At 32.1% G+C, this 16,767-nt stretch carries 11 protein-coding genes; 9 read left to right on the top strand and 2 right to left on the bottom strand.

Features of this window, described 5'->3' with window-relative positions; genetic code table 11:
* Positions 1-287 precede the first annotated feature (287 nt).
* From bioB to FWJ34_RS11480, 4 genes are all read left to right on the top strand, one after another.
* Entirely contained in the window at positions 288-1,346 is a 1,059-nt protein-coding gene (bioB, locus tag FWJ34_RS11495) for a biotin synthase BioB (protein WP_308255461.1), read from the top strand.
* A 290-nt stretch (positions 1,347-1,636) separates the two neighbouring features.
* On the top strand, positions 1,637-2,260 hold the full coding sequence (locus FWJ34_RS11490; protein ID WP_308255460.1) for a biotin transporter BioY: 624 nt from the start codon (positions 1,637-1,639) through the stop codon (positions 2,258-2,260).
* A gap of 88 nt (positions 2,261-2,348) precedes the next feature.
* A complete protein-coding gene (gene lspA, locus FWJ34_RS11485; protein ID WP_308255459.1) occupies positions 2,349-2,804 on the top strand; it encodes a signal peptidase II in 456 nt (151 codons plus the stop codon).
* Between the two features lie 85 nt (positions 2,805-2,889).
* Positions 2,890-3,828: a glycosyltransferase family 2 protein gene (locus FWJ34_RS11480; RefSeq protein WP_308255458.1), complete on the top strand. Its 939-nt coding sequence runs from the start codon at positions 2,890-2,892 to the stop codon at positions 3,826-3,828.
* Positions 3,829-3,843: 15 nt separating this feature from the next.
* On the opposite strand, the gene pbpC is transcribed toward FWJ34_RS11480, so the two are convergent.
* Entirely contained in the window at positions 3,844-6,255 is a 2,412-nt protein-coding gene (gene pbpC / locus FWJ34_RS11475; RefSeq protein ID WP_308255457.1) for a penicillin-binding protein 1C, read from the bottom strand.
* 255 nt (positions 6,256-6,510) lie between these two features.
* Between pbpC and FWJ34_RS11470 the strand changes: the two genes are divergently transcribed.
* Positions 6,511-10,797 (top strand): MG2 domain-containing protein, encoded by a 4,287-nt coding sequence (locus tag FWJ34_RS11470; protein ID WP_308255456.1) that lies wholly within the window; start codon positions 6,511-6,513, stop codon positions 10,795-10,797.
* Positions 10,798-10,830: 33 nt separating this feature from the next.
* Positions 10,831-12,246, top strand: coding sequence for a hypothetical protein (locus FWJ34_RS11465; RefSeq protein WP_308255455.1), 1,416 nt, complete (start codon positions 10,831-10,833; stop codon positions 12,244-12,246).
* A gap of 166 nt (positions 12,247-12,412) precedes the next feature.
* Here FWJ34_RS11465 and FWJ34_RS11460 read toward each other — a convergent pair whose 3' ends face one another.
* Positions 12,413-14,755, bottom strand: coding sequence for a DUF3488 and DUF4129 domain-containing transglutaminase family protein (locus FWJ34_RS11460; RefSeq protein WP_308255454.1), 2,343 nt, complete (start codon positions 14,753-14,755; stop codon positions 12,413-12,415).
* 208 nt (positions 14,756-14,963) lie between these two features.
* On the opposite strand from FWJ34_RS11460, the gene def reads away from it, so the two are divergent.
* From def to FWJ34_RS11445, 3 genes are all read left to right on the top strand, one after another.
* A complete protein-coding gene (gene def / locus FWJ34_RS11455) occupies positions 14,964-15,527 on the top strand; it encodes a peptide deformylase (RefSeq protein ID WP_308255453.1) in 564 nt (187 codons plus the stop codon).
* Between the two features lie 182 nt (positions 15,528-15,709).
* Positions 15,710-16,060 carry a YbaB/EbfC family nucleoid-associated protein gene (locus tag FWJ34_RS11450; protein WP_308255452.1) on the top strand — a complete coding sequence of 117 codons (351 nt, stop codon included), beginning with the start codon at positions 15,710-15,712 and terminating at the stop codon, positions 16,058-16,060.
* Positions 16,061-16,106: 46 nt separating this feature from the next.
* On the top strand, positions 16,107-16,577 hold the full coding sequence (locus tag FWJ34_RS11445) for a low molecular weight protein-tyrosine-phosphatase (RefSeq protein WP_308255451.1): 471 nt from the start codon (positions 16,107-16,109) through the stop codon (positions 16,575-16,577).
* Positions 16,578-16,767: the final 190 nt, after the last annotated feature.

Raw genomic sequence — 16,767 nt, 5'->3', positions numbered from 1 at the left:
AATTATGCTTATCGTAAAGGTTTATATGTCTTAGCTCAATCAGGGGAAAATGTGGTTATTTTAAATGATAGTAAGTTTAAACCCAGAGTTTGGTAGAATGATTTCGCAGCGCAGCCCTTAGCGACCGAGGTTTTAGGTACGATGCTTGGAGTGCAATGTGATACTAATAAATGACAGTTTGTATCTACTATAAGGGTGATTAATGAATTACCTTTACCACTATTAACTATTCCCTCTTCACTATATAATTAGCCATTGAATAGAGATTATTAAGGAGAGAAGTATTGGTGATAAATAAGATTAGTAAACTAAAAATAATTCAAAAAACTACATTAACCCAATGGTTAAAACAATTAAGCAGTAAAATTATTAACGGTTATAACATCAGTCGGGAAGAAGCGTTAAGTTTGACGGAAATAGAAGGAGAAGACGATATATTGTCATTATGTGAATACGCCGATGGTATTCGTAAAGCCTGTTGTGGCAATATTGTGGATTTATGCAGTATAGTTAACATAAAATCTGGTAATTGTTCAGAAAATTGCAGTTTTTGTTCGCAATCGGTGCATCATCAAGGAAAAGACTCTCCCATCTATGGCTTAAAATCGAGAGAAGAAATTTTAGAATATGCTAAAGCCGCCGATGCTGCTGGTGCAAAAAGATTTTGTTTAGTATCTCAGGGGCGAGGATTAAAATATAATAGCCCTAAAAGTAATGAATTTGAAGAAATTTTAGCTACTGTTAAGCAAATCATCGATGAAACTAATGTTAAACCCTGTTGTGCTTTAGGTGAAGTTACCCTCGAACAAGCTCAAGGCTTGAAAGAAGTCGGTGTTACCCGTTATAATCATAATTTGGAATCCTCTAGTAATTTTTATGATAAAATCGTTACTACCCATACATGGAACGATCGAGTAGATACCGTTAAAAACCTCAAAAAGGCAGGTATTCAAGCCTGTACGGGGGGGATCATAGGCATGGGAGAAACATGGGCAGATAGAGTCGATTTAGCCCTTTCTCTGAAAGATTTAGAAGTCGAGTCTGTGCCAATTAATTTGCTTAATCCTAGAGAAGGCACTCCCCTCGGTGATGCCAAAAAATTAACTCCCTTAGAAGCTGTGAAGGCGATCGCCATTTTTCGGTTTATTTTACCTACACAAATACTACGTTACGCCGGAGGTAGAGAAGCTGTCTTAGGAGAATGGCAACGTCAAGGCTTAAAATCAGGGATAAATGCCATGTTAATCGGTAATTATCTTACTACTTTAGGACAATCTCCCGAAGATGATCATTCTATGTTAGCAGAATTAGGCTTAAAAGGTGGCGAAACTCCTGTTAAGTTATAGATAATAGGTAATAGATAGTGATGGGTGAATAGTGATAGGGTGAATAATGGATAGTGAATAGTTGAACATTATTCAAACCGTAGGAAGTCATAATTTGGGTATGTTGAATTAATTTGAAGGCGATGAAAATCTTAGAATTTAGAATTTAGCTATTGCCCATTGCCCATTGCCTATTATAAGCGTCTTGCTTATCATTCCTCATTGTTCATTCTTAATTCTTAATTATCAACAGAGATAAGATATTATGTTATTTTGGTTTTGTTTTACTACTTCTTAATATTATTGAGATTGTGAAGAATAACAGCTTACCACCGCAGAAAATATCCCCTATCAATGAGTTTTTTTTCGCCTTAATTGGCTTAATGTTAACCATTTTTGGTACATTTGTTGAAGTTTTTATGGTTTTACCTCTCACTAGCAGTGAATTAGAAAATTTAAAACCTTCTTCCCTCGGTATCACCTATCAATTAGCAGGAGTGTTTTTTACTGGATTAGTTGGCGGGAAAAATGCGGCAGCCTATGCACAAATTTCTTATGTTATTCTTGGTTTATTTAAGTTACCCGTATTTTATCAAGGAGGAAGTATTGACTATTTTCAATATCCCAGTTTTGGTTATATTTTAGGCTTTATTCCAGGTGCTTGGTTATGCGGATTTTTGGTGTTACCTGGTAAACGTCGTTTAGAATTATTTGCCATGAGTGCCTTTTTAGGTTTATTAATAATTCATCTTTGCGGTATTGTTTATCTTCTCCTATATACCTCTATCACTCCTTTTTTTGGTAATGTTTTAAGTGATACTTATTTATGGGATGCCATTAATTGGTATTCTATCACTCCTTTTCCCGCTCAATTAGCTTTAATTTGTGCCGTGTCGGTGGTGGCTTTTATTTTTAGGCTAATATTATTTTATTAATTTTAGATCAGCATTCTCAATCTATGTTTAAGATTTAAAGGAATTTCTCGCAAAGGTGCAAAGACGCAAAGTTTTATTAATTAAATTTATGAGGAAAAATCCTTCTTTTTGGATAGTCGCAATAATTACTTTAATTTTAGATCAAATTACTAAATATCTAATCCTTATTAATTTTGCCAATGTGGGAGATACTTTCCCTTTATGGCAGGGCGTTTTTCACTTAACTTATGTGCAAAATACGGGTGCCGCTTTTAGTTTCTTTCAAGGAGGCGCCAGTTGGCTACGGTGGTTATCTTTACTTGTTAGTCTCGGTTTAATTATTTTGGCATGGCGAGAAAAGTTGTCACAAATCGAACAATTAGCTTATGGTTTTATTTTAGCTGGTGCTTTCGGTAACGGCATTGATAGATTTTTCTTTAGCTATGTTGTTGATTTTCTTGATTTTCGTTTAATTAATTTTCCTGTTTTTAATATTGCTGATATTTCTATTAATATTGGAATTATTTTCCTTATATATGCCACCTTAAAATTAAGCAGTAAATAATTCTTAATTGTCGAATAAACATTTTACCTCATGATTTTCCTACTTTTTTCTTCTCCTCATTTCTAATTCCTCATTCCTAATTATTATGGATTTATCTCTGGTTATCCCTATTTATAATGAAGCTGAAAATATACCACTCCTTATCAAGGCTATTGTTAACAGTTTACAAAACACCAGCTTAACTTATGAAATTCTCTGTGTTGATGATGGCTCTCAAGATGAATCTGTTAATGTCTTAAAAGATATTTCTAATAACAATCTCCATGTCAAAGGAATTATCTTACGCAAAAATTATGGGCAAACTCCTGCAATGGCGGCAGGTTTTGAAAATGCGATGGGGAAAGTTATTATTACTCTTGATGGAGATTTACAAAATGATCCTGCCGATATACCTTTATTATTAAGTAAGTTAGAGGAAGGTTATGATTTAGTTAGCGGTTGGCGTAAAAATCGTCAAGATGATGCTTTAACTCGTCTTTTACCTTCAAAAATTGCTAATCTTATTATTGGTAAAATTACCGGAGTAAAATTACATGATTATGGATGCTCTCTTAAAGCATATCGCGCAGAGTTAATTGCTGATCTTAATTTATATGGTGAATTACATCGTTTTCTCCCAGCCTTAGCTTATATTGAAGGAGCAAAAATTACAGAAATTCCCGTTAATCATCATCCTAGACGTTTTGGTAAAAGTAAATACGGCTTGGGGCGCACTTTTCGAGTAATTATGGATTTATTAACAGTATTTTTCATGAAAAAGTTTCTTACTCGCCCTATGCACGTTTTTGGTTTTTTTGGTTTAATTTCTCTTATTCTTGGGGTTTTTATCGGTGTTTATCTTACTTTTATAAAACTTGGTTTAAATCGAAGTATTGGCGATCGACCTTTACTGATATTATGTGTTTTATTAATCTTAACTGGAGTGCAATTATTTTCTTTTGGTTTATTAGCTGAGTTATTAATGCGCACTTATCATGAATCTCAAAAACGACCTATTTATAGGATAAGAGAGATTTTTAAATAATATTTATTTTAACTTTTATGGCTTTTTGCTAGTAGAAAATCCACGATAAGGAGATCTCACTTTAGCTAATTTTACCTCAAAAGACACTTGATCAACTATTTTTCCTTTTCTAATTTCTAAAGTCCATAAACCTTCTTTTAATTCCCAAAAAAAAGAGTTACTAATATTTGTCCCTATTTTTTTACCATTTAACCATAATTCCACCGATTTATCTATTTTTCCTCCCAATTGAAATTCTAATTTTTGTTCTTTATTATTACTATCTAATAAAAAAATATCACCGTTACGAGGAAATAAAATTCTTAAATTTGTCGGCATTAAATCAGAAATAGGTTGTTTAGCTAACCATTCATTATATTCTGAAGGTAAATTAAGACGAGATAGAGAGTTTTTGTTCTCTGAAATTGACTCATAAAAAGTATCAGGCTTATTTTCATAATCAGTCAAATCCTCACTATAAAAATATTCTTGCACAATAGAAGGACAAGGAGGTGTTGGTTTTAAACCTGAAAGGGCACAGATAGGGCGTTTTACCATACCCTCTGGTGAGTGAAAAGGTTGAGGAAGTTTTTGTTCGTGTAAATGTAGTAAAATTCGATTCCAAAGAGGTGCAGCACCCATCACCCCAGATACTTGACGCATCGGTTGCCCATCAAAATTACCTACCCAAGTAGCTACAGTATAATCAGAAGTAAATCCAATTGTCCAAGTATCCCGAAAATTAGATGATGTGCCTGTTTTTACTGCTGCTGGAAAGGGTAAATTCAGAATCGAATCAATTCCAAAAGCCTTACTACGAGCATAGCGATCGCTTAACATATCTGTAATTAATGCCCAACTTGATGACGGGGTTGAGGGGGATGATTGGGGTGAAGTTGATAACCTTTGACTGTTTTTTATTATAGAATAGTTATTGTTTAAGAATAATTCTGATTTAATAGTCATTAAGGTTAATGAGTTATTTCCACTTTTAGCCATAAGACGATAAGCCCGGGCTAATTCCCATAAAGAGACTTCTCCACTACCAAGAATTAAACCTAATCCGTAATATTCTGGTGGTTGATTCAGATGCTCAAAACCCAATTTCTGTAATCGAGTTAAAAAATTTTCGACACCAACTTTTTCTAAAACACGCACTGCAGGAATATTTAAGGAATTAGCTAACGCTATTCTAACTCTAACTGGCCCTGAAAAAGTTTCACTATAGTCACTAGGACTATACAATTTTGCACCTGGAATGGCATAATGAGTCGGCACATCAGCTAAAACACTGTTACCACGAATTAAACGTTTTTCTAAGGCAAATTGATATAAAAAAGGTTTCAAAGTAGAACCAGGTTGTCGTAAGGCTTGTACACCATCATTTCTACCTAATTCTTCTTCGGCAAAATAATCTTTAGAGCCTACATAAGCTAACACTTCTCCTGTCTGATTATCAATTACTAAAGCAGCCCCTTGATGCACATTATTAGGTTTAAGAGTACGAATTACTTCTCTAACTTGAGTTTCCACAAATTTCTGTAAAGGTAAATCAATAGTTGTCTGAATTTGGTTGGGATGTTGTGATGGTAATTGACTAGCTAACCAAAAGAGAAAATGAGGGGCAGCGATTATTCCTTGTTGACGAGGTTGTAAAGGGATTTCTTCTTCATAGGCTTTTTGGGCTTGAGTTGAGCTAATATAACCTTCTTGCGTCATGCGTTTAAGTACATATTTTTGTCGTTTTTTGAGAGATTCCCAACCAATATAAGGATTAAGATGGGTGGGATTATTGGGAATAGCTGCTAAAATACTTCCTTGGGCGAGGTTTAAATCTTTAGCGGAAATACCGAAATAAATACGAGAAGCAGCTTCTAATCCATAAATATTGCTTCCCATGGGTAAACGATTAATGTAGGCTTGTAAGATAGCATCTTTATTCATTCCTGCTGTTAATCGCCAAGAAAGCCAGATTTCCTTCAATTTTGCTGGTAAAATACGAGGAGAAGGTTCAAGCATTCTCGCTAACTGCATAGTAATGGTAGAAGCACCACTAATGACTTTTTTTGCTTCTATAGCTTGATAAATCGATCGCACAATTGCCTTAAAATCTAAGGCACCATGATAATAAAATCCAGCGTCTTCCGTGGCTAAAATAGCTTCAATAAAAATCGGCGAAGCTTGATCAAGAGTAATGATTGAAGTATGATCTTGATCACGGGTTAAAATAGTTCCTAAAGGTAAACCATTGCGATCACTAAATTCAATAGCTTGTTGATCTTGTTGAATATCTTTTTCTGTAATTGGTGCAAAATACGGAAGCCATCGCACAATTAATGATAAAAAGATTAAAATTAACAATACCCTTATTTTAGCACTGCGTCGTTGCCAAAGATGTTGATAAACTAACTGAATAATTATCCTTAGCCGTTGGGGAAGTTTCATCATTTCAATAAGGAAATTGTCGGATAATTCTTACTTCTTTTTTGTACAATTGAGCTAATTTGTTCTAAAGCTAGTTGTTGAAAATTTAGCTTAACATTATCTAATTCTTCAGTTTGCATAGTGATAAATAATACTAACTTTTATTAATTCCATCTTAGCAAAAGTATCATCAAGGTTAAATCATAAGAATTGTGTCTATTTGAGTCATCTCCTTTTGAAATTTGCTATCACAAAGTTATGAATCATTGGGAAAAATAAATGTTAGCAAAAGGTAAAATTCGTAAAATTATTAAATACGGAAAATACTTAATTTTGAGTGTTATTGCCTGCATTTTTATCGTAGGATGTAACCTATTGAGTATTCAAGGAGAAAAAGAGCCTTTACCATCAGTTTCTTCTATACCTTTGCCCACTTTACCTAATTGGATTGAGCAAATTACTCCCATTAATGAAGCTAAACCCTTGTCTCAGATTTTAATTCGCTTTAAAAATCCTTTAATTCCTCTTGAAAAACTTGATACACCTCAACAAGAAAATTTATTAACTAAGTTTGAAATATTACCTCCTTTAGCTGGTCAATTTCGTATTTTAACACCAAAAATGGTAGGTTTTCAAGCAGATAAGGCATTACCAAAAGCCACAAGAATTAAAGTTACTTTAAAATCTGGTTTATCAGACTTAAAAAATAATACTTTAGCAGAAGATTTAGCTTGGACTTTTACTACTGAAACGATAAAATTAACTAACCTTCCGGGTAAAACTAAAGATTCCGATGAACAAATTGAACCCATTGATATAAAACCGATTTTAGAGTTTACTTCTAATGTAGAATTAGATCTTAATTCTCTTGAAAATAAGATTAGTTTAAATTCTTCAGACAATCAAGAAAAAATTAACATCAAAGTTGCATTAAAACCTCAAGATAAAAATACAGAATATAGCCAAAAATCATCAGAAACATTTGATCTTTATTCCTCTCAATGGATTTATAATATTAAACCTCAAAAAACCTTAAATAAGGGTACGAAGTATCAATTAAAGTTCGATAAAGGTTTACGCCCAGTTAACGGTAATTTAATCAGTGAATTTCCTTTTTCTAGTGAAGTATTTACCTATGCACCTTTAGCCTTTGATAAAATCGAAAATTATGGTAAACCTGATCAATATGGAGTTTATGGAAGATTTGTTAATGGTAGTCCTCAATTAAAATTTAATAATGGTTTAATAGCCTCATCAGCTATAGAAAATATAACCATTAATCCTGCTCCTAAAAAAGATGTAAAATTATTTCAAGCCTATGATGAATATAATTATATAAGTATTAATCCTTGGGCGTTAGAGCCAAATACAAACTATACAATTATTATCGATTCTAAACTGAAAGATAAATTTAATCAAACTTTAGACAAACCCATTACTTTAAAATATCAAACAGGAAATATTGCTCCTGATATTTGGGCTGCAAGTGACTTAAATATTTTTCCTTCAGAAACTGATTTACAATTAAATATTTCGACAGTAAATTTACCTAATGCTCAGTATCAAGCTAGTTATAAAATTATTGAACCAGAAGATTTAGTTTATAGTGAATCTGCTTACCCTACTGGGCAAAGTAACGATTTATTACCTAGCTCAAAAACATGGCCTAATTTTACAGCAAAAGGAAAAACGAATGAAGTTTATGAGAATATTATTCCCTTAAAAGAAAAGCTCAATAATCCCACTGGAATGTTAGCCTATGGAGTCAAAGCGAAGACTAATAGTTATAGTGAAAAAGGTGAAATATTTTGGCGTGAGCCTGAATTTTATGGTTTAGTACAATTAACAAATTTAGGTGTATTTGCTCAATGGTTTCCTGATTCTGGCTTAATCAAAGTTCATCATTTATCTGATGGTTTACCAGTCAATAATGCTACCGTAGAAATCTATGAATCAAAAATAGAAAATAAAGGGGAAAAATATCCTACTCAACCATGTACAATTACTACAACTAATAAAACTGGCACTGCCATCATTGAGGGTGAAAATTGGCGTAATTGTCTTAGTAATAATGAGCCTCCAAAGCTATTAGTAATTGCTAGAGAAAATGATGATTGGGCATTTGCTAGAACTAATGAATATAGTGGTGCTTATGAGTATGGAATTAATACAGGTTGGGATGATAAAAAACCAATTTCCAGAGGTATTATTTTTTCAGATCGTCAATTATATCAACCCGGAGAAAAGGCTTATTTTACTGGTACTGCTTATTACTTAAAAAATGGAATTTTACAACAAGATCAAAATATTTCTTATCAAATAACTTTAACTAATCCTGATGGTAAAGAAATTGATTTAGGAAAAAAAACCACTAATAAATTTGGTACATTTTCTTTAGAATTACCTTTAGCTAAAAATCAACCACTAGGTAACTACTCCTTAGTAGCTAAAACAAAAACAGGGGTTGAAATTTATGGAGATTTTCGAGTAGCTAAATTTAAACCACCTAACTTTAAAGTTGACTTAAAATTAGATCAAGAATTTGCTTTTGTTAATGATAAAATAATGGTTAGTACTAATAGTAATTACTTTTTTGGTTCACCAGTTCAAGGAGGTAAAGTTAATTATTATATTACACGCCAAAAAGCTAATTTTACACCAAAAAATTGGGATAAATTTAATTTTGGTCGTCAATGGTTTTTCCCTGAAGAATCCCCAGAAGTGCCTAACGAAGTGTTACAACAAAGTGAAATTTTGGATACTGCTGGTAATAACACTCAACAAATTACAGTAGCACAAGATTTAGCCTATCCCATGACTTATCAAGTAGAAGCACAAGTTACGGATGTCTCTAACTTATCGGTATCAAATAGTCAAACTTTTACCGCTTTGCCTAGTGAGAAACTCATCGGTTTACAAAGTGATTTTGTTGCTAATACAGGGCAATCTTTTCCTGTTAAATTCATCGTCACAGATGTAACTGGAAAGATTATTACGGAGGAAAAAGTGAAGATAGCATTACAATCTATGAATTACAGCAATGTCACTAAATTAGAAGAAGGAAGTAGCACTTCTCATCAACAAGTAGAATATAAAAATGTGGCACAGCAGGAAGTTACATCAAGTAGTGAAATACAAACAGTTTCTTTTACTCCTTCTGATTCTGGTTCTTATCGTATTCAAGCAAATTTTGTCAATAGTAAAAATGCTCTTTCAGCTACAGATTTACAAATTTGGGTAACAGGTGATAATCCCGTTACTTGGAGTGAACGCTACGATAATAATCGATTAATAATTCAATTAGACAAACAAACCTATCAAGTAGGAGAAACAGCAACAGCCTTAATAGAGTCACCTTATCCTGAAGCTGAATTATATTTTTCCGTGATTCGTCATAACACTATTTATCATACAACCCAAAAAGTAATAGGAGGTGCACCTAAAATTCAATTTACTATCACCCCTGAAATGTTACCCAACGCAGCGGTAGAAGCAGTTTTAGTGCGACAAGGTACACTATTATCACAAACAGAACCCAATGAAGTTAAAAATTTGGTGCGTATTGGTTTTACACCCTTTAACCTCAACTTAAAAGAGCAATATTTAGAAGTGAAAGTAACGCCCCAAGAAGCAATAATAAAACCTACTACAGAACAAACTATTGATTTAGAATTGAAAGATTATCAAGGTAATCCCATTGAAGGACAAATTACTCTCATGGCTGTCAATGAAGCAATACTACAATTAACAGGCTATAGTCCTCCTGATTTAGTAAAAATTGTTTACGCAGATCAAGATATATCAACACGTTTAACAGATAATCGTCCTCAAGTAATTTTGAAGTCCCCTGCTTCTCCACTACAAAAAGGCTGGGGATACGGAGGCGGCGAGTCGGTAGGAATTGGTAATACGCAAATTCGCACAGATTTTCAGGCTTTAGCTTATTATAATGGCTCTATTTTGACCGATGATAATGGAAAAGCTAGTGTTAATTTTACTTTACCTGATGACTTAACTACTTGGAAAATAATAGCTGTTGCTACCGATGGAAACTTACATTTTGGTAATGGTGAAAACAGTTTTATGACTCAAAAACCCCTTACTACTAACGCAATTTTGCCTCAATTTGTGCGATTAGGAGATGAATTTTTAGGGGGGGTATCTGTCACAAATTTAACAGACAAGTTAGGGAATTTAACCATAAATGGAAATGTCTCTAATAATTTTAAATTTACTAAAAATTCTCAGTTAAAAACTCAAGTAGAATCAGGCACTAAAGCCTATCATTTTCCTTTAAATGCTGATAAAGTTGGGGAAGGAAAGATAACATTTATCACAGACTTAAATAATCAAGAAAAAGATGCTTTTGAAGTGCCTTTAGAAGTTAAAAATTTAGAAGTAAGCGAACAAGTAATTATATCTGGTATGACAGAAAATGAGGTAAAAATTCCTATAAATGTTGATAATCAACTAATATCTGATGTTGAAGGCTTAGAAATTAGTTTAGCTAGTAGCTTAATTCCTGATATAAATTTAACCGCAATAACACTTTTTAATAAAGAGTAAATACCAATTTTTAGGCCTTACGGTAGTCAATTAATGATTGGTGCAAATTTACAAATTCTTAAGGAAACCAATAACGTAATTTTGACAGATTTTGAGCCAATTATAAAAGCTAATAACGCCTTAGAAATAATCGAAAATTTACAAAGAGAAGATGGTGGATTTGCTTCTTTTCCCACAGCAGAAAAATCTGATGTTTTTTTAACACCTTATTTAGCTAATAGTTTAGCTCAAGCACAATTAGCTGGGTTAAAAGTTGATGAAAATTTATTAAATTCTTTGACTAAATATTTAGAGAAAATTTTAGCAAATCCCGATGAATATAACTTATGTAATAACTTAATTTGTAAAAACCAAATTCGTTTAAATGCCTTAATTGCCTTAGATAATTTAGGGCAAAAAAGAAGCGACTTTTTACAGTCTATATATGAGCAAAAAAATGACTTAGATTTTCTTCATCAAATAAAACTAGCCCGTTATCTTACTCAATTTCCTCAATGGGAAACTAAAACAGAAAGTCTGATTAGTGATATTCAAAAAAATATTTATATAACAGGGCGAAATTCTACCATTAATTTACCTTTAAATTGGGATTGGCTTAACTCAAATACTATCACTCAAGCTGAAGCATTACGTCTATTTATTGCCCTAAAAAAACCCTCAGAAAAAGTTGATAGCTTATTACAAGGATTATTAGCCATGAGACGTAATGGTGTTTGGAATAATAGCTTTGAAAATGCTCAAGCATTAATGGCATTAGTTGAATATAGTCAATTACAGCCTATTCTACCTAACTTTAAAGCAACAGTCAAACTCAATAACCAATTTTTAGAAAATATCAACTTTAAAGGCTATAAATTATCTAATTATGACTTAAAAATTCCCCCTCAAAATTTACTTAAAGGAAAAAATGAGCTTATTTTAACAAAATCTGGAGATGGTATTTTACATTATTTAACTACTTACAAATATTTTTTACCCGGTAATCAATCAGGGCGTTTAAATGGATTAAGAGTTACTCGTTATATTCGCCCTGTAAATCAACAAAATATCATTGAAAAAATAGGGCTTTATGCTTCCGATAAAACTGTTACTATACCCGTAGGAAATATCTTCGATTTAGAATTAGAAATTATCACTGATCATCCTATTAACCATCTTATGATAAATGATCCTCTTCCTGCCGGATTAGAAGCTATTGATAGCAATTTTCAAACCTCTAGTAACTATTTTCAGGCAGAAGAAAACAGTTGGCAAATCAACTATCAACAAATCTATCCGGATAAAATTGTCGCTTATGGCGATCGATTAGATCCAGGAGTGTATAATTTACATTATCTAGTACGTTCAGTCACTCAAGGAAAATTTGATTGGGGTGGTGCGCAAGTAAATTTACAATATGCACCAGAAGAATTTGGGCGTAGTGCCTCGACAAAATTAGAAGTAAAATAAAAATTATTTGTAGTAAGTGATTTATCCCTTAAAATTGTAAGTGTGCATATCTATAAAATTAAAATACTACGATATTCCTTTATGAGTTATGAGAAATAAAAAGTTAATCTCTAAGTTTCCCCTATTAAGGAGATGCCGTTAGGCAAGGGTAGGTTTAATAAATCATTTAAGATACTATATAGTTTATTTTTTTCTGAGTAAAACTACGACTTAATAAATTAAATTGAGACTGTAAATAATCTATATTAATAGGAAGATTTCCATAACGCCATTGTACATAACTATTGGTAATTAACATAACAATTTCTATTTGTTCAATAGTTAAAAATTCCATTAGAGTATAGGCATATTCTAAGGGAGTTTGAGCAGGATTTTTTTTATATCCTTTATCTCTTAATAAATCTAACATTTCTCGATAAATTTTTGCTACTGGATTAAGTTTAGTTAATTGGAAGCGATATAATAACTTTTGAGTAACATTCCATGTTAACCAACTAATAAAAGCAATGATAATTAATCCTAAAAATCCTATCAAAATACCCACTAAACTTCCTGTTAAAAATTGCCAAAGTTTAACTATCCAACCAGCACCAAAAAAGTTAGTAATAGTGTTAAATATTTTACCAAATAAAATAGTCAGAAAATTAGTGATAGGGGAAGGTAACCAACTAGCTACCCAATTCCATAATTGCCCTAAAACTCCGAAGGTATTGTCATCTTCAAAAGATGGTGGTATAATTTCATGACCGGGTAAAGGATCAAAATAATGCCATCCGTAGTTAGGAAAATAAACTTCTGTTAAGGCATGAGCATCAGTATTATGTACAACATAATAACCAGTAAAGGGGTTAAATTGTCCACTAGCAAAGCCCACAACTAAACGAGCCGGAATATTTAATGAACGCAACATCATCGTGTAAACTGTAGCAAAATGATCTTGATAACCACCGCCCTTTTCCAAAAACGCTAAAGTTAAATCTTCTCCTTCTTTTAGTAGAGGAATGTTTGGTTGAATTTGATAGTTTTGTTTAATAGCTTGGGCTAAATATAAAGCCTTTTCGTAGTTAGATTTTAATGGATAGGGTGATTTTGCTAGTAATGCCTCTGCTTTTTCTTTCACTTTTTCTTTTATCTCCATCGGTATCCCTAATTGATATTTAAGAATAGATGTCGGATAATTATTTCCAGCTTCTTTTAAATCTGTTTGACTTCGATAAGGTACTTGTGATATTGTGGTGTAAGTTAAACCCTCAATTAGTCCAGCTGGCGATCGCAAACTACCCTCACTATCTAAAGCAATTTGTTCTGTAGGAAAATAAAGAAATTGAGGATATTTTAAAACAGGGATAATATTAGGTAAATCAGAAACTACGGTATAAGTCTGAATAATTCTTTTAACATCTCCTTTAACAAAAGGCACATCTAAACTAAATTGATAATTCCAACGATTTCTATTAATATCAATAGTTTGATCTTCTCTGGAAATTTCCCATCCTTGTCCATTATAATGGTCAAAAGCCAAAACTCGCCAAAAACCCGGTGCTTGAGAGCGTATTCTTAAGACAATTTTTTTCTGTAAAATATTTCCTTGCAAATTTTGATTGATAGTAGTGTTAAAACCATAGTAAGAAGAATCAAGATTATCACCACTACCTCCATCACCAATGGAATCTCCATTACCCTGACGACTACCATCACGATTATAACCCGGGCTAACAATACCTCTACCCCTTTCTTCTGGTGTAAATTTTTTTTGTAATCCATCAGGTGCATTCATCGGAAAACTTTGTAATTTATAACCCGGATAACGAGGCATGATAGCAAATAAAGATAAGCCTAAAATCATGACAATTAAGACAAAACTGACTAACTTTTTTGGAGATAAGACAGAATTTTGTAACAATTTTTCTTTTTTACTCTTATTTTTTTCTTCTTGAATTTGTTTATATTCCTTTTCCCATATTCTTAAACCCATTCTTGAGCGATAATCTAATATCATTGTCGGAATTGCTATCAATAAAAATAGTAATAACCAAGGTGCAAATGCCAAAGTTTGTGATAAAGTAGCCGACACACCGATTAAGATTAAACCAATAATCATCGAGTAACCTAAGTCTTTTCTTCTCGGTAAATCAAAACTATGTAAAACCTGTAATTGTACTAAAAATTCTGCTAACACTAAGCGATTATCAAATATATTTTCTAAAAGATTGCCTAAAAAGATTATTAATGCTACAATCATGGCGATAGCCAAACTAAACTTAAGACTGATATTTTTCTTTTTCCGTCTTCGCCAACTAATAACAGCACCGAAAATACTTAAAGGAATCGCCCAAAAACTCATCGCCGACTCTCCCCTGGCAGCAACATCCGTAGCGATAATTCCTACAATTACCATAGTTTGCACTAAGATTCTTAATAAAATAGACTCTTCTGTTTTTGGTGAAGGAAAAGATTGAATCCGAGAAACAATAGCTTTAAGACTAGGAATTTTTGATGATTCTTCCATATAGTAAAAAAAATTAGATAAAAAATTTTCTTTCGCACTCGTAGCAAAAACGCAAAGATAAAGACACTAAATTTAATTGTAAAGGATAATCTGAAGTTAATAATTCCTGATCCTTAGTTATCTAATTTTTTATTAATCAAATGGTACAAAAATCAAGTTAAAATTTTAAAATAATAGAAGATAAAAATAGTATTATTTATCATTAAAAATGAATACAAGTTTAGTAGTTGAAAAAGAAAAATTAGACAATCCCCCCCTTGAAGTACACTATTTAGGAGATAAAGTTTTACGTCAATCCGCTAAAAGAGTTGCGAAAATTGATGAAAGTATTCGAGAATTAGCAAAAGAGATGTTACAAACCATGTATAGCGAAAATGGTATTGGTTTAGCTGCACCTCAAATTGGTGTCAATAAACAAATTATCGTCATTGACTGCCAACCAGATAATCCCAACAATCCGCCAATGATTTTAATTAACCCTGAAATCAAGAAAGTTAGTAAAGATTTATGTGTCATGGAAGAAGGTTGTTTAAGTATTCCTCAAGTTTTCTTAGAAGTTACTCGTCCTCGCATCATCGAAGTTGCTTATAAAGATGAATATGGTAAACAAAAAAAAATCAAAGCTATGGGCTTATTGTCAAGAGTAATTCAGCATGAAATGGATCATCTCAATGGGGTATTATTTGTAGATAGAGTACAAAATCATTTTGCTTTAACAGAAGAATTAAATAAAAAAGGTTTTTCCGTTTCTGCAGTGCAACCTATAAGCTAAGATAAAAAATTACTGACTCAAACCAGAAGAGAAGGAAAACAAAAAATTATAACTCGAAAACTTATAAATCTTTGCGTTTGAGTCTTTATAACCAGAGCGAAAAACACCTTTATGCTTTGATTCAACCATAAATTAATTTTGTTGTTAACCTATAATATTGAAAATATAAACTACTAAAAAATATGACTAATCAAAAAGGACAAGGATTTGGCTTCGGTTTAGGTAGAATGAAAGAATTAGCCCAAGCCTTTCAAAAAGCTCAACAAATACAAGATGATGCTAAAAAACTTCAAGAAGAATTAGAAACTTTACGCATTGAAGGACAAAGTAGTGATAGTTTAGTGATTGTTGTAGTAAATGGTAATCAAGAACCTCAATCTGTGGAAATCAAGGAAGAAGCCTTAACTAAAACTGCTTCGGAATTGTCTCAAATTGTCACTGCTGCCGTTAAAGATGCGCATCAAAAATCTACCGATATTATGAGAGAAAAAATGGAAGCTTTGACTGGTAATTTAGGTTTACCTGGAATGTAAATTAAGTAATAAGTAATAAGTAATAACTAAACTTTGTAATTATTTTATGCAAAAAACTAAATTACTTTTTGTTTGTTTAGGAAATATTTGTCGCTCTCCTTCTGCGGAAAATATCATGAATTATTTAATCGAAAAACAAGGTTTAAGAAATCAATTTGAATGTGATTCTGCTGGTACATCAAGATACCATATTGGTTCTTCTCCTGATAAAAGAATGAAAATTGCGGCAAAAAAAAGAGGCATCGAATTAAAAGGAAAAGCTAGGCAAATAGAAGATTTTGATCTTGAATATTATGACTTTATTTTAGCAATGGATAAATCTAATTATTTCGATATTTTAGCTCTTGATCGACAAGGTAAATATAAACATAAAATAAAGTTAATGTGTGATTTTACCACAAAATTTCCAGATCAAGAAGTACCTGATCCCTATTATGGAGGAGAATCAGGATTTGATTATGTCATTGATTTATTATTAGATGCTTGTCAAGGATTATTAGACTTCTGCAATAAATAATAAAACCAAAAAGAACGATAAATCAAGTTAATTTCATCATTTATCAGCTCAAAATTTTTAATTAAGGGAGATGTCAATAAAACATTTTGATGAAACTACAACATACATTCAGGAAAATCCATCATTGTCGGTAAAAGACAACTAACAAGAAATCTTATCTTTATAACCTTTAACCATATTATAGAAAAAA

This window comes from Geminocystis sp. GBBB08, assembly GCF_016743215.1.
Lineage (GTDB): Bacteria > Cyanobacteriota > Cyanobacteriia > Cyanobacteriales > Cyanobacteriaceae > Geminocystis.
The sequence above is the reverse complement of the archived record's forward strand: the minus strand, read 5'-3'. Positions and strand labels throughout refer to the sequence as shown.